Source organism: Rugamonas rubra, assembly GCF_900114705.1.
Classification (GTDB): Bacteria; Pseudomonadota; Gammaproteobacteria; order Burkholderiales; family Burkholderiaceae_D; genus Rugamonas; species Rugamonas rubra.
In genome coordinates this window covers 32822-52110 of the sequence record NZ_FOTW01000014.1, presented here as the reverse complement: position 1 = coordinate 52110, position 19289 = coordinate 32822, and the positions used below count along the sequence as shown (strand labels likewise).

Here is a 19289-nt window from a genome sequence, read left to right as displayed (position 1 = left end):
CGATATCGATTTGGCGCTGGTCGGCACGGTTACCGCCGCACGCGCGGACACTGGCTTGTTCTGGCCTGGTTTGGGGAATTGAGGCACGTTATTCTCCCATGACATGCTTGCCGGTTAACCATGCAATAAAGTCTGAACTCAGATGGTAGTGCCGGAATGTTTTTTTTACAAGAAAATCCACCGCCACCGGCAAACAAACTCGGCGCGGCGAAGCGCCCCTTGAGCACGGGCATAGCAAGGCGGGCCGGCACAACGATCCGAGCGGCCAAGGCCAGCACCGCCTCCCGGCAAGGCGATTTTCAGGCAATCCGTAATGCCGTTCGGCAAACGCGCCGCGAACCCGCATTGTTTCTGATACCCCGGCATTTATGGTATAAAGCAAGCCAGATATGTTTTCAGGCATCCCAGTATGAATCGTGGTTTCTATACCATCATGGCCGCGCAGTTCTTTTCGTCATTGGCGGATAACGCGTTGCTCTTTGTCGCGATCGACCTATTGATCACCATGAAGTCGCCGGGCTGGATCACGCCGCTGCTGAAACTGTCCTTTGTCCTCTTTTACGTGCTGTTGGCCGCTTTTGTCGGCGCCTTCGCCGACGCCCTGCCCAAGGGCCGGGTCATGTTCATCGCCAATTTGATCAAAATCTTCGGCTGCGCGCTGATCTTCTTCCAGGTCCATCCGCTGGCCGCCTACGCCGTGGTCGGTTTTGGCGCGGCGGTCTACTCGCCGGCCAAGTACGGCATCCTGACCGAATTGCTGCCGGGCGAGAAATTGGTCGCCGCCAACGGCTGGGTCGAAGGTCTGACCGTCACCTCGATCATCTTCGGCACCGTGATGGGCGGGCTGCTGGTGAGCGGGCGCAGCTCGGCCTTCCTGCTCGGCATCGACGTGCCGATGATCGAGACCGGCATCAACACGCCGACCGAGGCGGCGCTGTGCGTCGTCGTCGTCATATATGTGCTGGCCGCCATGTTCAACCTGCGCATCCCCGAGACGGGCTGCGTATACGCCCACCAGGAACGCAACCCGGTCAAGCTGATCACCGACTTCGCCAACTGCTTCTCGCTGCTGTGGAAGGACAAGCTGGGCCAGATCTCGCTGGCCGTCACCACGCTGTTCTGGGGCGCCGCCGCCACCTTGCAACTGATCGTGCTGGAATGGGCCAAGCGCTCGCTGCACCTGCCCTACGACAAGGCGACCAGCCTGGTCGGCGTGGTGGCGATCGGCGTGGCGCTGGGCGCCGTGCTGTCGGCCTGCTTCATCACGCTGCGCAAGTCGCTCACCGTGATCCCGCTGGGCATCGGCATGGGCATCATCGTGATGAGCATGACCTTGGTCAATTCGATCTACCTGGCCTATCCGCTGCTGATCCTGGTCGGCGTGCTGTCGGGCTTCTTCGTCGTGCCGATGAACGCGCTGCTGCAACACCGCGGCCACGTGCTGATGAGCGCCGGCCACTCGATCGCGGTGCAGAACTTCAACGAGAATTTGTCGATCCTGACCATGCTGGCGGCCTACTCGCTGATGCTGCGCCTGCATCTGGACCTGAACGTCATCATCATCATGTTCGGCCTGTTCGTCGCCGGCACCATGTTCTTCATCATGCGCAAGCACGCCGCCAACCAGAAGGAACACGATTCCCTGGCCCTGATCGGCGAGCTGAAGCACTAGGTCTTGGGATGTACCAGCCGGCGGCCTCTCGCCGCCGGTGGTTTGAATCGAACTTGAATCAGGCAGGCAGCAAGCCGGCCGTGCGCCGCGCGGCGGCCTGCGCCTGCCAGTCGTCCGGCACCACGAAGCCGCGACGCCGCTCCACCAGCCAGCCGCCCTGCTCCACCACCGCCGCCACCATCACCGGCGCGGCCAGCGTCTCCATCTGCAGCGTCAACTCCTGGCGCAACTGCCACGGATTCAACACCGGCGTGTCGCCCGCGCCCTTCCACGGCGCCAGCCATTGCAGGCGCGGCAGGACAATGAAGCGCTCGTCGTCGGCCGCCTCGAAGCGCGCCAGCGCGCTCCAGAAGCCGTGGCAGTGCGGCGCGGCGATGCCGGTCAGCGCCGGCGTGCGCCCCTGCGGATAGAACAACCAGCCCTTGACCAGCGCCTGCGCCAGATCGACCGGCTGCGGCAGCAGCGGCTGCGCCGCCGGATGCAGCGCCAAGGCGAGCTGCTTGTCGAGGATCTTGCGCATCTTGGCGCCCAGCGTGTCGGCCAGGTTGGGACCGATCAGGCAGTTGACGCCGTCGCTGTCGGGCAGCTCGTCGAGCAGATAGAACTTGGTGGCGAACTCCCAGTGCAGCAGGCGGGCGCCGTCGCGCAGCAGGAAGTCGAATTCGCCGACGGTGTCGTTGCGGTTGGCGCGCACTTGCAGGCCGTGCGCCACCAGCGTGCCGTGTTCGGCGAAGTAGAAGGCCATCAGCTTCTCGGCGTACAGTCCGAGGCGGGAATAGAAGCGCGTGCCGAGCGCGGCGTCCAGCGGGGCCGGGTCGCGCTCGAGCGCGTGCAACCAGTCGACGCTGGCGGCCGACACGGGGCCGAGGCTGGCAATGCGGCCGCGCCACTGCGGCGCGGCCGCATCGAGCAAGTCGGGCGCGTCGAGCAACCAGGCCAGCGCCCGCACGTGGGGCCGGGTCAGCCGGCTCCAGCGGCGCTCGAACAGCGCCTGGAAGCTGGCCTCGTCCTCAGGGCTCGCCGGCATGGGCCGCCCTGGCCAGGCACAGGTCGGCCCAGGCCTTGGCCTTGTCTTCGGGCCGGCGCAGCAGGTCTTCCGGGTGGTAGGTGGCCACCACCGGCAACGCGCCGTAGCGCAGCACTTGGCCGCGTGCGGCGGCGCCCAGCAGGCCCTTGGCGGCGGCCTGGCCCAAGGTCAACACCATGGCGGCGCCGCTCAAGACCAGCTCGCGTTCGAGGAAGGGACGGCAGGCCGCCACCTCGTCCGGGGTCGGCCTGCGGTCGGCGCCGTCGGCGTCGGACGGCCGGCACTTGACCAGGTTGGTCACGTGGACGTCACTGTCCGGCGCCAGCGTGATCGCCTTCAGCATATTGGCCAGCAGCTGGCCGCCGTCGCCGGTGATGGCGCGGTTTTCTTTTTCGTCCAGCCGGCTCGGCGCGGCGCCGATGGCGATCCAGCCGACGCTGCCCTCGCCCCGGCCCGGCACCGTGCCACGGCGGGTGGCGCACAGGTCGCAACGCGTGCAACTGGCGATGGCCTGCTTCAGGCCGGCCCAGTCCAGCGCGGCGATGGCCTCGTCGGCGATGGGCGCGGCGCGCGCCGGGGTTGGGGCGTCGTCGAACCAGGCGGTCGAGTCGGCGTCATCGACGCCATCGGTAGCATCGGCGGCGGCCGGCATGGTCGGCGCGGCGGCAGCCGGCGCGCGTGCGGCAACGGACGCGGGCGCAGCTTCGGCTTCGGCTTCGGCTTCGGCTGGCGGTGCGGATGCGGATGCGGATGCGGATGCGGATGCGGATGCGGATGCGGCGGCATGCTCCAGCGCGTCGTCGTGCGATTGCGCTGCCACCTCAGCGGCGAGCACCGGTGCCACGTCCGGGGACGCGACCGACACGGCGGCGATGGCGGTGGCAGCGCCATCAGGCATGTCATCGGCGACGGCGGCCATGACGGCGGCGGCGAACGAGGCGGCCGACTGCATGGCCGGCGCCTCGTCTTCCGCCACCGGTTCGGCCGGCGCTTCGATCGGCTCGGGCATCGCCCCGGCCGGCGGCATGTTGCGGCGCGACCATTGCGGGCCGACGCCCATCTCTTCCAGGAACACCGCGCTGCGGCCTGTGATCTGACTCATAAAACAAACCGCATAACGATCGCGTCCTCGCGTTGCTGATTGGCGGCCGGGTAGTACGCCTTGCGCCGGCCGATTTGAATAAATCCATAGCGCTGGTAGATCGCCAGCGCCCGCGTGTTCGACGGCCGCACCTCCAGCAGCATCGACTCCATGCCCAGCCCGCGCGCGCAGGCGCAGGCCTGGTTCAGCAGCAGCCGGCCCAGACCCTGGCCCTGGCGCTTCGCCGCCACGGCCACGTTGAGCAGATGCGCCTCGTCGAGGATCGCCAGTACCAAAAAATAGCCCAACAGCTCACCGCCCTGGTCGCGCAGCAGCCAGGCTTGGTAGCCGCTGGCCAGCGAGTCGGCGAAGTTGGCGCGGCTCCAGGGATGCGGATAAACCGACTCCTCCAGTGCCAGCACCTGGTCGACGTCGGCCTCGCCCATCGGCTCGTATTGGAGCCGGGCCAGATCCCACTGTTGACTCATGCCGGCGCCCCGGCCGCCTTCGCCGCTTGCGCCGCCTTTTCCGCGTTGATATCGCGCCGCTCGGCGCTGGTGAAGGCGATCTTGTTGCGCAGGTAGAGCGGCTGCGCCTCGGCCGCCGTCACCGTGGCGCCGGCCGCCAGCGCGAGGCGCGCCAGCTGGGCGATCTGCACGGCGTGCGGCATCACCAGCGGCTGCGCGGCGGCGGCGAAGTCCCGGCCGGCGAAGGCCTCGGCGTAGGCCGACAGGCCGTTGCCGCAGGCCGCCGGGCTGCCCTGCGGCGCCACCGCCTCGGGCGCCGACAGGGCCGGCGCCAGCACCGCGCGCAGGCCGTCGGCGTAATGGTACTGCGCCCAGTAGACCTCGCCCATGCGGGCGTCGAGCACGGCCAAAATATCCGCCGCGGCGGATTGTTGGTGGCAGGCCAACGCCATCGCGTCCAGGGTCACCACCGGCACCACCGGCAGGTTGGCGCCGAAGGCCAGGCCCTGGGCGATGCCGCAGGCGGTGCGCACGCCGGTGAACGAGCCGGGGCCGGAGCCGTAGGCGATGGCGGCGCAGTCGGCCAGGGCGATGCCGGCCTCGGCCAGCAGTTCCTGGACCATCGGCAGGATGGCTTGCGAATGGGTGCGCACGCCCGACGACTCGCGGGAGAGGACGACGTCGTCCCGCAGCAGGGCGCAGGAGGCGAGTTCGGAGGAGGTTTCAATGGCGAGAATAATAGGCATGGCGTATTTTAACCCGCCGCGCCGGGCCGGGGCAGGTCCGGACGCGGCCGATTTGGCGCCGGGGCCGCCGGGGCGGCGATTTTTTTGGCCGGCGGCAGCGCCAACGGCCGGCCGCGGCGCGCCGCAGGCTGTAGAATATGCGCGATCGGCGCCCGGCGCCCGTTTGGCTTCGACCCACCATGCATAGTGTGACCCTGAACAACGACAACCGCGACGACGTGGCGGCGGCCCTGGCCGGCGAACGCTGGATCGTCGCCTGCCTGTGCGCCGCCTGGTGCGGCACCTGCGCCAGCTATCGCGCCCAGTTCGAGGAGGTGGCGGCGCGCCACCCCGACAAGTTCTTCCTGTGGATAGACATCGAGGACCACGCCGACGTGGTCGGCGACCTCGACGTCGACAACTTCCCCACCCTGCTGATCCAGCGCCACGACGTGGTCGCCTTCTTCGGCACCATGCTGCCCGACCCGCACCTGGCGCACCGGCTGGTGATGTCCAAGGCCGAGCAAAGCGACGAGGAGCTGGCCGCCACGGCGGTCAGCAGCGAGGAGCGGCGCCAATGGCAGCGCGACTGCAACCTGCGCACGCTGCTGGGCGCCGCGCTGGGCTGAACTGGCGCGAATAGCCGCCACCCCGCACGGCAATGCCGGGGGTCAGACCCCGTACGGGGTCTGACCCCTAAGTGGCGCATCAAGCGCTCCACTTGAACGGATTGCGGGGTGGCGCTTCGCCCCCCCTCAATCTCAAGCCAGGGTCAGCGGCAGGCTGCGCAGGCGCTGCCCGGTCAGCTTGAAGACGGCGTTGGCCACCGCCGGCGCGATCGGCGGCGTGGCCGGCTCGCCCATGCCCTCGGGCGGCTCGGCGCTGGCGATGATGATGGTCTCGACCTCGGGCGCCTGGCCCATGCGCAGCACCGGGTAGTCGTGGAAATTGCTCTGCTCGACCTTGCCGTCCTTGATCGTCACCGCGCCGAACAGCGCCGCCGACAGGCCGAACACCACCGCCGACTCGGCCTGCTGGGCGATGATGTTGGGGTTGACGGCGATGCCGCAGTCGAGCGCGCAGACCACCCGGTGCACGCGAATCTCCCTGCCTTCGACCGACACCTCGGCCACCTGCGCGACGATGGTGCCGAAGGACTGGTGCAGCGCCACGCCGTGGGCGCGGCCGGCCGGCGCGGCGCCGGCCCTGGCCACCGCCGCGTCCAGCACGGCCAGGTGGCGCGGATGGCGCGCCAGCAGCGCGCGGCGGAAGGCCACGCCGTCCTGCCCGGCGGCGTGGGCCAGCTCGTCGACGAAACTCTCCTTGAAGAAGGCGTTGTGCGAATGGCCGACCGAGCGCCAGTAACCCAGCGGCACCGGGCTATCGACGATGACGTGGCGGATGCGCTGGTTGGCGAACTCGTACTGCATGTCGAACTCGCCCTCGGCGGTGGTCTTGTCCGGCCCGCCCGGCGGCAGGCCCAGATTGCGCTTGAAGAACTGGTGCGACACCGAGCCGCTGGCCGAGTGGTTGTCGTAGACCAGCACCTTGCCGCCCGCGTCCAGCCCGGCGCTGAAGCGCGCCAGCGCGGCGGGCCGGTAGACGTCGTGGCCGATGTCGTCCTCGCGGCTCCAGATCAGCTGCACCGGCGCGCCGCCGCATTGCATGGCCACCGCCACCGCCTGCGCCACCATGTCGACGTCGAGCCGGCGGCCGAAGCCGCCGCCCAGCAGGGTCACTTCCAGCACCACGTCGGCCGCCGCCACGCCGGCCACCTTGGCCGCCGCCTTGACCGCCAGGCTGGGCGACTGCGTCGCCGCCCACAGCCAGACCTTGCCGTCCTTGACCTGGGCGGTGCAGTTGACCGGCTCCATCGCCGCGTGCGCCAGATAGGGCGCGCGGTACTCGGCGTTGAGCACCTTGGCCACGCCGCCCACGCCCTGCGCGATGGCGCCCACCTCGCCGACCTGGTGGTAGGCGTAGCCGCTCTCGCTGTCGAGCTTGGCGGCGAACTCCTGGAAGATCTGCTCGCTCGACAGCTTGCCGTGCGGCCCCTCGGTCCAGGTGATCGGCAGCGCCAGCGCGGCCTGCTTGGCCTGCCAGTAGCTGGCCGCCACCACGGCGGCGCCGGCCCGCGCGCCGCCCAGCGGCGACAGCGCGGCCGAGAAATCGACCACGCGGGACACGCCGGGCATGCCCTTGACGGCCTGCGCGTCGACGCTGGCGACGCCGGCGCCCAGCACCGGCGCCATGCGCACGGCGGCGTACAGCAGGCCGGGCGGCCGGGCGTCGATGCCGAAGCCGGCGCTGCCGTTGACCTTGGCCGCGCTGTCGCGCCGTGGCGCCGGCGTGCCGATCAGTTTGAACTCGCGCGGCTGCTTCAGGCGCACCTCGCCCGGCTCGCTCAGCGCGGCGCGCGCCGCCAGCGCGCCGTAGGCCAGCCGCTTGCCGCTGGCGTGCAGCACGAAGCCGGCCTCGGTGCGGCACTCGGCCGGCGCCACCCTCCACTCGCGCGCGGCGGCCGCCACCAGCAGGGCGCGGGCGGTGGCGCCGGCCTCGCGCATCGGCCCCCAGGCGTCCTTCACGCTGGACGAGCCGCCGGTGATCTGCAGCCCCAGCTCGCGCGCCACCTTGCCGACGGTCCACTGCGCCACCGCCTTCAGATTGCCCTGCTCGTCCGGATGGAAGGGCAGGCCGTCGCGCAGCATGGCGACGTTGCCGTAGATGCTGTCGAGCGGCGCCTGCAGCAGGCGCACCGCCGACAGCGGCACGTCGAGCTCCTCGGCCACCAGCATCGGCAGCGCGGTGTGCACGCCCTGCCCCATCTCGCTGCGCGGCATGGCCACCGAGACGCTGCCGTCGGTGCCGATGGCGACCCAGCCGTTGAGCGCCACCGCGCCGCCGGTGAGCGGCAGCGGATGGCTGGCGCGCACGCGCTGGCGCGGCGGCAGCGCGCCCCAGCCGACCAGCAGCGCGCCGGCGGCGGCGACGCCGCTGAAGATGAAACGACGGCGCGACAGTCTGGTCGGTTTGAGCATGGAGGCTTTCGTGGCGGTGGTGGCGGTGGTGGCGGTGGTGGCCGGTTTCAAGTCTTGGCGTTTAGGGTTTGGGGCGCCAGCGCGTCAACAGGTCGCCCGACAGCACCGGCCGGCTGTAGTAGTAGCCCTGCGCCAGGTAGCAGCCGTGGCGCAGCAGGAAGGCGGCCTGCTCCTCGGTCTCGACGCCCTCGGCGATCACCGACAAATTCATGCTCTTGCCGAGCTGGATGATGGCGATGGCGATGGCCTCGTCGTTCGGGTCGGTCGAGATGTCCTTGATGAAGGAGCGGTCGATCTTCAGCGTTTGCACCGGCAACTGCTTGAGGTAGGCCAGCGAGGAGTAGCCGGTGCCGAAGTCGTCGATGGCCAGGCCGACGCCGATCGAGTGCAGGTCGTTGATGAACACCAGCGCGTCGCCGGTGTTCATGATGACCGACTCGGTCACCTCCAGCTGCAGGCGCTGCGGCTCGAGCCCGGTCTCGCGCAGGATCGCCGAGACCATGTTGACGATGCTGCCGCGCTCGAACTGCTTGGCCGACAGGTTGACGGCGATCTTCGGCACGTACAGGCCGTCGGCCTGCCAGCGCACCATCTGGCGGCAGGCCTCGAACAGCACCCACTTGCCGAGCTGGTTGATGAAGCCGGTGTCCTCGGCCAGCGGGATGAAGCGCACCGGCGGCACCGGCCCCAGCTCGGGGTGGTTCCAGCGCACCAGCGCCTCGACGCCGACCAGCCGGCCGGTGTCGATCTCCACCTGCGGCTGGTAGTTGAGGAACACCTCGTCCTTCTCGATCGAGCGGCGCAGGAAGGTCTCCAGGCGCAGCCGTTCGACGCCCTCGCCCGTCATCGACGGGGCGTAGAAGCTGTAGCCGTTGCGGCCGCGCGCCTTGGCCTGGTACATCGCCACGTCGGCGTTGCGGATCAACATGTTGAGGTCGGCGGCGTCGGCCGGGAACAGGCTGATGCCCACGCTGCAGGTGACGAACAGCTCGTGGCCGGCCACCATGAAGGGCTGCTCGAACATCGCCACCAACTTCTCGGCCACCATGCTGGCCTTGTACTGGCCCTCGACGTCCTCGAGCAGCACGATGAACTCGTCGCCGCCCAGGCGGGCCAGGGTGTCGCCCTCGCGCAGCTTGTCCGACAAGGCCTTGGCGACCTGCTTGAGCAGCTCGTCGCCGATGTGGTGGCCCAGCGTGTCGTTGACGTTCTTGAAGCGGTCCAGGTCGATGAACAGCAGCGCCAGCTGCTCGTCGTCGCGCACGGCGCGCTGCAGCGCGTGCTGCAGGCGGTCGTGGAACAGCAGGCGGTTGGGCAGCGCCGTCAGCGGGTCGTGGTGGGCCAGGTGGTCGAGCTTCTCCTGCGACTCCTTGGCCTTGGTGATGTCGCTGAACACGCCGACATAGTGGGTGGCGATGCCGCGGTGGTCGCGCACCGCCGACACGGTCAGCCATTCCAGGTACAGCTCGCCGTTCTTGCGCTGGTTCCAGAGCTCGCCGCGCCAGAAGCCGCTGTTGATCTGCTCGGTCCACATCTGCTCGTAGAAGGCCTCGTCGTGGCGGCCGGAGCGGGTCAGCGTGCGGTCGCGGCCGAGCGCCTCCTGCTCCGAGTAGCCGGTGATCTGGCTGAACGCCGGGTTCACCGCGACGATGTTGCCGGCCGCGTCGAGCACCACCACGCCGTCGGCGATGTGCTCGATGACGGTGGCCGACAGGCGCAGCTTCTCCTCGGCCTCCTTGCGCGCGGAAACGTCGGCGTAGACCCAGATGCTGCCCTCGTTGGCGCGGCTCTGGTCGATCGCGCAGCCGCTCACCAGGCACCAGAACAGCGTGCCGTCGCGGCGCCGGTAGTGGCGCTCCTCGTTGAAGTACTCGCCGGCGGCCAGGGTCGGATACTGGCGCGCGCCGGCCTCCTCGTAGTCGACGCTGTCGGGGAACAGGATCGCCGTCGAGGCGCCGACCAAGCTGCCCGGCGCGTAGCCGAACAGCTCCTCGCAGCGCCGGTTGACCGAGACGATGTGGCGCTGGCGCACGAACATCACGCCGAACATCACGTTGTCGAGGATCGCGCTCTGCTCGGCCAGCAGGGCGGCGATGCGCATCTCGTTGTGTTTGCGCTCGCTGATGTCGGCGATGATGCCGTCGATCCACGGCGCCAGCCCGCCCGCCTCGTGCGGCTGCGGCTGGCCGTTCTCCGACACCCAGCGCTCGGTGCCGCTGGCGTCGACGATGCGGTACTCGATCTCGTAGGGCTGGCCGTCGCGCACCGCCTGGCCGACGCAGTGGCGCTGGCGCTTGCGGTCCTCCGGGCAGATCAGGTTGGCCCAGGAGTGCGAGGTGCCGCGCATGAACTGGGCCGCCGAGTAGCCGGAGATGTCCTCGATGGCGTCGCTGATGAAGTCGATCGGGCCGTCCGGGCGGAAGCGGAACACCGCGCCCGGCACCTGGGTGACGATGGTGCGGAAGCGCTCCTCGCGCTGGCCGATGTCTTCGAACAGGTGCTTGATGGCGACGCGCATCTGCTCGAGCTGGCCGGCCAGGCGGCCCAGCTCGTCGCTGCCGGCCAGGTCGAGGCGGGTCTCGAAGTCGCCGTGCGACAGGCGGTCGGAGAAGCGCATCAGCTTGCGCAGGGGTTTCAACAGGCGGGTGTTCAGGAACAGCACGATCAGCAGCAGCGACACGGTCAGCTGGGCCGCCAGCACGAAGACGTAGGACAGCTGCTTCTCGCGCAGCTCCTGCTGGCTGCGGGCGTCGTCCATCTCGACCATGATGCGGCCGATGCGCTCGCCGCGCACCAGGATCTCGCGCTCGGCGCGGTAGACGTTGCCGATCGGCCGCTGCGGCGAATGCACGTGCATGAACTGGGTGTCGGCCTGGCCGACCACCTGCACCTGCACCACCGCGCGGTCGCGCATCACCGACTCGACCAGCGAATGGGCCGACTCGGCGTTCATGTTCCACAGCGACTCCTGCATGCCCAGCGCCAGGATGTCGGCGTTGCGCTGCAAGGACTCGTTGAGCGCCGTCTTGGCCGACTGCTGCTCGTGCACGCCGATCAGCAGGTAGCTGCCGATGATGGCCGGGATCACCAGGCCGCCGAACACCACCAGCAGCAGGGCGCCGTAGATCGACAGGCCGTACAGCGCGCCCAGCCTGGAGCGTAAACCTTGATAGATGGATTTGCCGGTCATGCGCCCAGCAGCACTGCGGCAGCCTGTTTATAAGTTTGCATCATCGAGCTTCGTTAGGTGATTACACTAGCGGGCCGGCGCGCCGGGCGGCGCGGCGCGGCTAGCTGGCCTGGCAAACTTTTCCCTCAGTGGAATTATGCACGGAAAAAGGGGCAAAAGTCACCAACTTGCGGACCGCGCCGCGCCACGCCAAGCAAAAAACGCGCAAGCTTGCTATCATCGCCCCTCTTATTACGAGGAACCCGCCATGACCCTTTCCATCTACTCCGCCTCCATCCCGGTCTTCAAACAGATCCTCAACAGTCTGCTGGTCATCCTCGACAAGGCCGAAAGCCACGCCGCCGAGAAGAAGATCGAGCCGAACGCGCTGCTGCAGTTCCGCCTGTTCCCCGACATGCTGCCCTTCACCCGCCAGATCCAGATCGCCTGCGACTTCGCCAAGGGCTGCGGCGCCCGCCTGGCCGGCGCCGAGGTGCCCGCCTACGACGACACAGAACAGAGCTTCGCCGAGCTGAAGGCGCGCATCGTCAAGACGCTGGCCTTCATCGAGGCGCTGCCGCAGGACCAGATCGAGGGCAGCGAAACGCGCGCCATCACCACCGGCAGCGGCGAGAAGACCAAGCACTTCACCGGCCAGACCTACCTGTTCCACTACGCCCTGCCGCACTTCTTCTTCCACGCCACCACCGCCTACGACATCCTGCGCCACAACGGCCTGGACATCGGCAAGAAGAACTTCATCGGCAGCTACTAAGAACGGCGCGCGCCGGCGGCTAGGCAAACGGTCACAGGGTCAGACCCTAGGGTCTGACCCTCGGCATCCGCGGCTCTGCGCACCGACCGCCGGCGCGGCGCCTTGCCGCCTCAGGTGTTGCGGCGCGGGTAGCCCTGCGCCAGGATGCGCTGCCACACCAGCTCCTTGGCCTCGGCCGTCATCGACACCCAGTGCGCCACCTCGATGACGCTGCGGCCGCAGCCGCGGCAGATCTCGTCGAAGGTGGTCGAACAGACGGCCACGCAGGGCGTGTCCGGCCGTGGCGGTAGCGCCGTCATCTCACTTCTCCGCCATCAGCTTGTCCCAGCCGTCGTGGCCCAGCTTGCGCAGCGTTTCGATGTTCTTCTCGAAAATGTCGCCCGCCTCGGGGAAGGCCTCGACGGCGCGCTCGACGCTGTCCTCGCGCAGCAGGTGCAGCGTGGGATAGGGCGAGCGGTTGGTGAAGTTCTCGATGTCGTTGATGTGGGTGTCGGCGAACTGGTATTGCGGGTGGAAGCTGGCCACCTGCAGCTCGCCGACCAGGTCCATGTCCTCCAGCGCGGCGTCGGCCACGTCGAGGAACTCGTTGTAGTCGGCGAAGTCGGCCAGCACGTGGGGGTGGATCAGCAAGGTCGTGTCGACCGCCTCGGGCGAGGTGTCGGACAGGCGCTGCAGCTCGTCCATTAGCGTGCTGAGCAGTTCTTCGGGCGTGGTGGCGTCGCTGACCACGTAGCGGATCTGCTTCTTGACGTGGACCGCCTTGGCGAAGGGGCACAGGTTCAGGCCGATGACGGCCTTCTCCAGCCAGCTGGTGGTCGCGGCGATGATGGCGGCGTGGTCCGCGGCGGGGGTACTCATATATATGTTTCCTTGTTGGGTGAGGCGATGCTGCGCTCGACAGGGCAAATTGTACGCACTCTTTGCGCCATCTCATACTTTATGGCCGCGCCGCTTGCCCAACAGCGGGACGCGGCACACAGTGCAGGCACGGCGAGGACTAGCCGTGGCGCCCGCCGCGCGCCCGTTGTTGCGGCATGTTCAGCTATTCTGCCGGCAACTTCACTGTATTTTCTCGAAACTATTGCCAAAAAGAATTAACCTGGAATACCGTCATCAGGCTGACATATTTCTTGACTCAACTAGTCGACCTTCGTACACTCCACGTTTATTCATGGTAAGTCCGATGTTTCTCAGTCGACAACAATGGAAAACTATGCAAGCAAGCTCTAACACCTCCGCCGCCCTGGCCGCCCTGCTGATCGCCCTGGCGCCCGTCGCCGGCCACGCCGCAGACGCCGCCACGGGCGGCGCGCCGCTGTCGGCCCCGGCCCGCAGCGCCAGCAACAACGCCGATGTCATCGCCCGCGCCGAGCGCGCCGCCAAACCCGCGCTGAGCGAAGAGGCGCTGCGCGAGACCGACGTCTGGGGCCGCATCCGCACCGGCTACGCCATCCCCGACCTGGACAACTCCCTGGTCGCCAAGCACATCACCTGGTACAGCAGCCGGCCCGACCACATCGCCCGCACCACGGCGCGCGCCTCGCGCTACCTGTTCCACGTCGTCAACGAGTTGGAAAAGCGCGGCATGCCGACCGAACTGGCGCTGCTGCCCTTCATCGAGTCGGCCTTCAACCCGCAGGCCCTGTCGAGCGCCAACGCGGCCGGCATGTGGCAGTTCGTGCCCGGCACCGGGCGCGACTTCAACCTGAAGCAGAACGTCTTCAAGGACGAGCGGCGCGGCATCGTCACCTCGACCGACGCCGCGCTGACCTATCTGCAGCGCCTGTACGACATGTTCGGCGACTGGCAACTGGCCCTGGCCGCCTACAACTGGGGCGAGGGTTCGGTGCAGCGCGCCATCAAGCGCAACCAGGCGCTGGGCAAGCCGACCGACTTCGACAGCCTGGCCGACCTGATGCCGGCCGAGACGCGCAACTACGTGCCCAAGCTGCAGGCGGTCAAAAACATCATCGCCAACCCGGGCCAGTACGGCCTGTCGCTGCCGCTGATCGACAACCAACCCTACTTCACCGCCGTCGACAAGACCAGCGACATCGACCTGACCATCGCCGCCCAGCTGGCCGAGCTGTCGGTCGACGAGTTCAAGGCGCTCAATCCGCAGTTCAACCGCCCCGTCATCACCGGCGGCGAGAAGACCAAGATCCTGCTGCCGCAGGAGAACGCCGAGAAGTTCCACCTGAACCTGGCCCAGTGGGGCCGCGCCCTGTCGACCTGGACCACCCACAAGATCACCGGCGCGCGCGAGCGCATCGAGACCCTGGCCTCGAAGTTCCACACCACGCCCGAGGTGATCCGCCAGGCCAACAACATCCCGCAGAGGTCCATGCTGGTGGCCGGCTCGACCATTTTGGTGCCGAAGATCTCGTCCTCGCTCAACGTCGACATCGCGCCCGAGGTGGCCGACAACGCCACCGTCAACTACGTGGCCGACCGTGGCGGCAAGCGCGCCGGCAACTACAAGGCGGCCAAAGGCGGCAAGGCGTCCGACGACGACGCCCCGGTCAAGCTGGTCAAGGCGCGCGTACCGCGCCACGCCGCCGGCCGCAAGGGCCACCGCAACGACGACTGAGCCGGCCATGGCTTTCCTGCAAGGCAAAAAAATCCTCATCACCGGCCTGCTGTCGAACCGTTCCATCGCCTATGGCATCGCCGGCGCCTGCCGGCGCGAGGGCGCCGAACTGGCCTTCACCTATGTCGGCGAGCGCTTCAAGGAGCGCATCACCGAGTTCGCCAAGGAGTTCGACAGCACGCTGGTGTTCGACTGCGACGTCGGCAGCGACGAACAGATCGCCGCCCTGTTCGGCGACCTGGCAGGCCACTGGGACCACCTCGACGGCTTGGTGCACGCCATCGGCTTCGCCCCGCGCGAGGCGATCGCCGGCGACTTCCTCGACGGCCTGACGCGCGAGAACTTCCGCATCGCCCACGACATCTCGGCCTACAGCTTCCCGGCCATGGCCAAGGCGGCGCTGCCGCTGCTGCGCGAGGGCTCGGCGCTGCTGACCCTGTCCTACCTGGGCGCGGTGCGCGCCATCCCCTACTACAACACCATGGGCCTGGCCAAGGCCTCGCTGGAGGCCTCGGTGCGCTACCTGGCGGAGAACCTGGGCAAGCTGGGCGTGCGCGCCAACGGCATCTCGGCCGGCCCGATCAAGACGCTGGCCGCCTCCGGCATCAAGGACTTCGGCAAGCTGCTCGGCTTCGCCGCCGCGCACGCGCCGCTGCGCCGCAACGTCACCATCGAGGAGGTCGGCAACACCGCCGCCTTCCTGCTGTCCGACCTGGCCTCCGGCATCACCGGCGAGATCACCTACGTCGACGGCGGCTTTTCCCACGTCATGGGACTGAACGCGGAAGACTACGCCTGAGTTTGCGGATGGCGCGGGCTGGATATGGCCAAGCGCCGAATCGATTTCGAGGTGTCGTGCAACACCAAACAGTTGCCTTGCCCGGCCTGCGGCGTGGGCGGCCACCTGGGGTTTGAAGCAGGCCTTGCGCGAGGTCTATCGCGGCACCGTGGCCGCCAACTGCGCCGCCGAGGCGGAGCAGGACTTGCTGGACTGGATATCCTGGGCGCCGCTGCCGCCTGAGGTAAGTTCCCACACGAAACGGCATAGAGCCATAATTCTTGGGTGTAGCGACCTGCATTCGCAACGGTAAACAGGACTGGGATTCCTATTTCAATGTAATTGCGAATTTATATATAAGTATCAACAGGATTGAAAGAAATGAAGAGATAGCCAAATTTATAAAAAATTTACCACTGAAGAATCCGTTATCATCCTCATTGTGATTTTTTGATTTTATATAATGTGGCAAGTTGCCAAGAATGACGACTCCGAAAAGCACCATCGGAGATACCGTAATTGTTCTTCCGAATATTGCCGGAAGAGCAGTCGATGCCAATCCAACAAGTAGGGCAAATACCACACCTCCCGCATTGCGGTAGCTTTTATGGCTTTCTTTAATCATTTTCCTCTCCTTGTCTCATGCACATGCCCTCCGGGCATATTCACATTACCGCATCGTTGGTTTTATTCTGCGGTCATACTATAAACGATGCAAGCAATAGCGCCGCCTACGATAGCGCCACCGACTAAACCTCAGGCGCCAAATCCGACTCCCGTCCGCATGCAACAGCCAGCTCCACGCGCAATATTACTGAGCATCTCAGAGCATCAGCAATTGTCAGAAACTATTTTTCAGACTATAACATGTTGCATTATGGCAAATATTCACTAATTGTCACACTTAAGCAGAAAGCTACTCGCCTGGAATTGCCGATGGCGGCGTTGCGGCCGAGGGCAATCCGTCCTATGATGGAAACATGGAAGCTAGGCTAACAAAACTCGAAGAGTTCGCGTCTGACGCCAAGGAGCGCTTGGCGAAGATAGAGGTGCGCCTCGACCAAACCGCCACCAAAGCCGACATTGCCGAAGTTCGAGCCGACCTGCATGCGCTAACCTTGACGATGGTCAAATGGATAGTCGGCACGGTTTCCGGCCTCGGCATTGCAGGCATCACCATCATGACCTTCGTGCTCAACAATGCCGTGCCGAAATCGGCTGCGCCCGCGCCCATCGTCATCTACGCCCAGCCAGCGCCGGTCGCGGCAGCGCCGGCCGAGCCGCCAGTCAAGCCATAGGGAAAGCTCGCCGCACGGACCTGAAGATTGAACCGCACCGTCCGTCCGCCCGGCCGCAAGCCTGCCTGCCTGCCTGCCTGCCTGCGAGTAAGGTATTGCACCGCCGCGCCCTTGCCCCTACACTTGCCGGCATGTCAATTGAGCCGACCGACGAGACCCTGATGCTGCGCTACCGCGACGGCGACCTGGGCGCCTTCCAGGAGCTGTACCGGCGCCACAGCGGCGGCTTGTACCTCTTCCTGGCTTGGCGCTCGCCGCGCCGCGACTGGGTCGACGAGATCGCCCAGGACAGCTGGATCGGCCTGCACCAGGCGCGCGCCCGCTACCAGCCGCAGGCCAGCTTCCGCACCTATTTGTACCAGAAGCAGTTCAGCGGCATGAGCCTGGAGGAGATCGCCGCGCTGGTCGACGCGCCGGTGGAGACGGTGAAAAGCCGGCTGCGCTACGCCATGCGAAAATTACGTGAACAATTGTCGACCGGACTGGCCGCGCAAGGGGAGCAGGCATGACTAGCAAGGGCAAAGACCACTTGGACGACGACGACGAGTTCGAGGCCTTCCTGCACGGCGGCGGCGCGCTGGCGCGCCAGCTGTCCGCCCTGCCCCAGCCGCAGGCGCCGGCCGCGCTGGACGCCACCATCCTGGCCGCCGTGCGGGCCGACTTGGCCGCGTCGGCGTCGGCGTCGGCTTCGGCGTCGGCGTCGGCGTCGGCAGCATCGGCCAAGCTTGCTGCCAACGACGCGGCAGCGGGTGCTGGCAAATCCGCTGCCGGCGAACTGCGTCCGCTGGCGGCCGTGAGCCGGCTGGCGCGTTGGCGCATGCCGCTGGCCACCGCCGCCAGCGTCATCGGCGCCATCTCGCTGATGCTGCAATGGCAGCAGCAACCCGAGTCCGAACGCATCGCACCACCGCGTCAAAGCGCCGCAGCTCCCGCCACGGCCGAATCGACCACCGTGGCTGCCGCACCCACGGTCGCATCTGCTCCGACCGCACCGGTTCCTGCGGCTCCTGCTGCACCTGCTGTTGCTCCTGCTCCGAAACCTACCGCTGCGGCGGCCCCTCCGGCCCCCGCTCCCCCTTTTGCCGCTTCCGCCGCGCGCGCCGCAGTGCCGGGCTCCAAGATGTCGGCCGACGACACCGTCGCGCGTGACAATGGCGCGGCGCGTACCCATATAGCACCACCGCCCAAGGCCGCACCGGCGTCGGCCAGCGTCTTGGAAAAGCCCGCTGCAGCTGAACAATCCGTCTACGCCCGCGCCACCAGCGCGCCCGCCGGCCACCTAAGCGCGCCAGCGCCGGCAACCGTAGCACCGCCCGCGCCGGTCGCCGGCTACGGCGCGCCCGCCGCCAGCGATGCCGTCAACGTGACCGTCACCGGCTCGCGTCTCATGGCCGCGCCAACCGGCCCGGCCGCCGCTGCCAAGCCGGCCGAGGCGGCGCGGGCGCAGGCCTGGTTGAACGTTATCGACGAGATGCTGAAGGCCGAGCTGCGCCAGGACGCGCTCAGCGAGTGGACGAGATTTCGCTTGGCCTACCCGGACCACCCGGTGCCAGAGGCCCTGCGCGCGAGGATCAAGGCGGCGCAGGAATAGCTCGCCATCGCCGCCACGATGTCGGCGATGGCGAGCTACATTGCTGGTAAAAGTTTAGAGCGCACGCACCGGAATGCACAGCTCACAGCTGAACTCGCCCTTCACCGGATCGAGCGCGCTGGCCGGCGCGAACTGTTCGAAGCAAGGCCGCTCGTCGCACTGCAGACCGCTCGACGGCAGCCACTCGCGCATCAGCGTCATCCACGCCTCGCCGATGCTGGCCGGGCTGCCCTTGAATTCGGCCACCGCGTAGCGCCCGCCCGGCAGCGAACCGACGCTGACCATGCCGTTTCCCCGGAAGTCGTCCGGCACGGCGACGCAGGCGTCGTAGCGGCACTTGTTGGCGGCCGTCACGCCGGGGTCGTCGTGGCCGACGCCGAAGCACAAGCGCCCCTGCAAACCGTTCGACTGGATCCACGGCGCCACCTTGTCGCGCCAGAACGCGGTCACCGGCGCGCCGTAGGGGCCGATGTGGCGATGGTAGGCAATCCGCACTCGCGGCAAATCGATTACGCGTACTTGCATGTTGTTCTTTCTATGAAGTTGGGAAGAGACTCCATAGTCGCCGGGCGCGCCCCCGCCCGCCTGATCGTGCTTGCTATCCGCCTGATCCGGATTGCTCTGCGGCGCGCGCAGCGCCGCCAGTTGCGCCGTCCGGCGCTCGGGCGCGCCGGCGCGCCAGGCGGTCGGCGTGCAGCCGAACTTGAGCTTGAAGGCGCGCGCGAAGGCCTCGCCGGAACCGAAGCCGCAGGCCAGCGCCGTCGCCAGCACAGAGGCGCCGCTGCCGCAAGCCAGCCGCTGTGCCGCCACCTCCAGGCGGCGCCGGCGCGCGTAGTCGCCCAGCGTCTCGCCCATCCAGGCTGCGAAGATGCGGTGGAAGTGCAAGCGCGAGAAGTTGGCCACGTCGGCCAACTGGCTCAACTCCAGAGGCGTGTCGAGGTGGGCGTCGATGTAGTCGAGCACGCGGTTCATGCGCAGCGCGTATTCGGCGCGGGCGACGCGCCGCAGCGGCGCGTCGTCTTGGGACGGTTGTTCGGCAAATGTCATGGTTGCCGATTATGCCACGGGCGGAACGCGC

The 19289-nt window shown here is 67.5% G+C and carries 18 protein-coding genes; 8 read left to right on the top strand and 10 right to left on the bottom strand.

Annotation, left to right across the window (positions count from 1 at the left end):
* Positions 1-409: 409 nt before the first annotated feature.
* Positions 410-1672 carry a lysophospholipid transporter LplT gene (gene lplT, locus BM252_RS15380; RefSeq protein WP_093388555.1) on the top strand — a complete coding sequence of 421 codons (1263 nt, stop codon included), beginning with the start codon at positions 410-412 and terminating at the stop codon, positions 1670-1672.
* 58 nt (positions 1673-1730) lie between these two features.
* Here lplT and BM252_RS15375 read toward each other — a convergent pair whose 3' ends face one another.
* Genes BM252_RS15375 through tsaB form a run of 4 tightly spaced genes read right to left on the bottom strand, consistent with a single transcriptional unit; the run spans position 1731 to position 4993 of the window.
* Positions 1731-2699 (bottom strand): DUF1853 family protein, encoded by a 969-nt coding sequence (locus BM252_RS15375; RefSeq protein ID WP_093388554.1) that lies wholly within the window; start codon positions 2697-2699, stop codon positions 1731-1733.
* Positions 2683-3801 (bottom strand): uracil-DNA glycosylase, encoded by a 1119-nt coding sequence (locus tag BM252_RS15370; RefSeq protein WP_245774276.1) that lies wholly within the window; start codon positions 3799-3801, stop codon positions 2683-2685. Before BM252_RS15370 ends, BM252_RS15375 begins: the two co-directional genes overlap by 17 nt.
* Positions 3798-4268 carry a ribosomal protein S18-alanine N-acetyltransferase gene (rimI, locus tag BM252_RS15365; RefSeq protein ID WP_093388553.1) on the bottom strand — a complete coding sequence of 157 codons (471 nt, stop codon included), beginning with the start codon at positions 4266-4268 and terminating at the stop codon, positions 3798-3800. Before rimI ends, BM252_RS15370 begins: the two co-directional genes overlap by 4 nt.
* Positions 4265-4993 carry a tRNA (adenosine(37)-N6)-threonylcarbamoyltransferase complex dimerization subunit type 1 TsaB gene (gene tsaB, locus BM252_RS15360; protein ID WP_093388552.1) on the bottom strand — a complete coding sequence of 243 codons (729 nt, stop codon included), beginning with the start codon at positions 4991-4993 and terminating at the stop codon, positions 4265-4267. The genes rimI and tsaB overlap by 4 nt, the downstream gene beginning before the upstream one ends.
* 179 nt (positions 4994-5172) lie before the next feature.
* Between tsaB and BM252_RS15355 the strand changes: the two genes are divergently transcribed.
* Positions 5173-5601, top strand: coding sequence for a thioredoxin family protein (locus BM252_RS15355; RefSeq protein ID WP_093388551.1), 429 nt, complete (start codon positions 5173-5175; stop codon positions 5599-5601).
* Between the two features lie 132 nt (positions 5602-5733).
* Here the strand turns inward: BM252_RS15355 and BM252_RS15350 are convergent, their stop codons facing one another.
* Complete coding sequence (locus BM252_RS15350; RefSeq protein WP_093388681.1) at positions 5734-8010, bottom strand: xanthine dehydrogenase family protein molybdopterin-binding subunit; 2277 nt, start codon at positions 8008-8010, stop codon at positions 5734-5736.
* 61 nt (positions 8011-8071) lie between these two features.
* Positions 8072-11200 carry a bifunctional diguanylate cyclase/phosphodiesterase gene (locus tag BM252_RS15345; protein WP_093388550.1) on the bottom strand — a complete coding sequence of 1043 codons (3129 nt, stop codon included), beginning with the start codon at positions 11198-11200 and terminating at the stop codon, positions 8072-8074.
* A gap of 247 nt (positions 11201-11447) precedes the next feature.
* On the opposite strand from BM252_RS15345, the gene BM252_RS15340 reads away from it, so the two are divergent.
* Positions 11448-11954, top strand: coding sequence for a DUF1993 domain-containing protein (locus BM252_RS15340; RefSeq protein WP_093388549.1), 507 nt, complete (start codon positions 11448-11450; stop codon positions 11952-11954).
* 110 nt (positions 11955-12064) lie between these two features.
* Here BM252_RS15340 and BM252_RS15335 read toward each other — a convergent pair whose 3' ends face one another.
* A complete protein-coding gene (locus tag BM252_RS15335) occupies positions 12065-12253 on the bottom strand; it encodes a DUF1289 domain-containing protein (protein WP_093388548.1) in 189 nt (62 codons plus the stop codon).
* Between the two features lies 1 nt (position 12254).
* Positions 12255-12812, bottom strand: coding sequence for a DUF1415 domain-containing protein (locus BM252_RS15330; protein WP_093388547.1), 558 nt, complete (start codon positions 12810-12812; stop codon positions 12255-12257).
* A 355-nt stretch (positions 12813-13167) separates the two neighbouring features.
* Between BM252_RS15330 and BM252_RS15325 the strand changes: the two genes are divergently transcribed.
* Together BM252_RS15325 and fabI are read left to right on the top strand one after the other, a co-directional pair.
* On the top strand, positions 13168-14544 hold the full coding sequence (locus BM252_RS15325; protein ID WP_174900544.1) for a transglycosylase SLT domain-containing protein: 1377 nt from the start codon (positions 13168-13170) through the stop codon (positions 14542-14544).
* 7 nt (positions 14545-14551) lie between these two features.
* A complete protein-coding gene (fabI, locus tag BM252_RS15320; RefSeq protein ID WP_093388546.1) occupies positions 14552-15343 on the top strand; it encodes an enoyl-ACP reductase FabI in 792 nt (263 codons plus the stop codon).
* 307 nt (positions 15344-15650) lie between these two features.
* Here the strand turns inward: fabI and BM252_RS30175 are convergent, their stop codons facing one another.
* Positions 15651-15947 carry a hypothetical protein gene (locus tag BM252_RS30175; RefSeq protein ID WP_139236519.1) on the bottom strand — a complete coding sequence of 99 codons (297 nt, stop codon included), beginning with the start codon at positions 15945-15947 and terminating at the stop codon, positions 15651-15653.
* Positions 15948-16302: 355 nt separating this feature from the next.
* Between BM252_RS30175 and BM252_RS15310 the strand changes: the two genes are divergently transcribed.
* From BM252_RS15310 to BM252_RS31055, 3 genes are all read left to right on the top strand, one after another.
* Positions 16303-16620 (top strand): hypothetical protein, encoded by a 318-nt coding sequence (locus BM252_RS15310; RefSeq protein ID WP_093388544.1) that lies wholly within the window; start codon positions 16303-16305, stop codon positions 16618-16620.
* Positions 16621-16751: 131 nt separating this feature from the next.
* Positions 16752-17129: a sigma factor-like helix-turn-helix DNA-binding protein gene (locus BM252_RS15305; RefSeq protein ID WP_093388543.1), complete on the top strand. Its 378-nt coding sequence runs from the start codon at positions 16752-16754 to the stop codon at positions 17127-17129.
* The gene (locus BM252_RS31055) at positions 17126-18211 is read left to right on the top strand and encodes a hypothetical protein (protein WP_093388542.1); all 1086 of its coding nucleotides are present in this window, start codon (positions 17126-17128) and stop codon (positions 18209-18211) included. The genes BM252_RS15305 and BM252_RS31055 overlap by 4 nt, the downstream gene beginning before the upstream one ends.
* Positions 18212-18265: 54 nt before the next feature.
* On the opposite strand, the gene BM252_RS15295 is transcribed toward BM252_RS31055, so the two are convergent.
* Positions 18266-19258, bottom strand: a complete 993-nt coding sequence (locus BM252_RS15295; protein ID WP_217429917.1) for an AraC family transcriptional regulator — start codon at positions 19256-19258, stop codon at positions 18266-18268.
* Positions 19259-19289 lie beyond the last annotated feature (31 nt).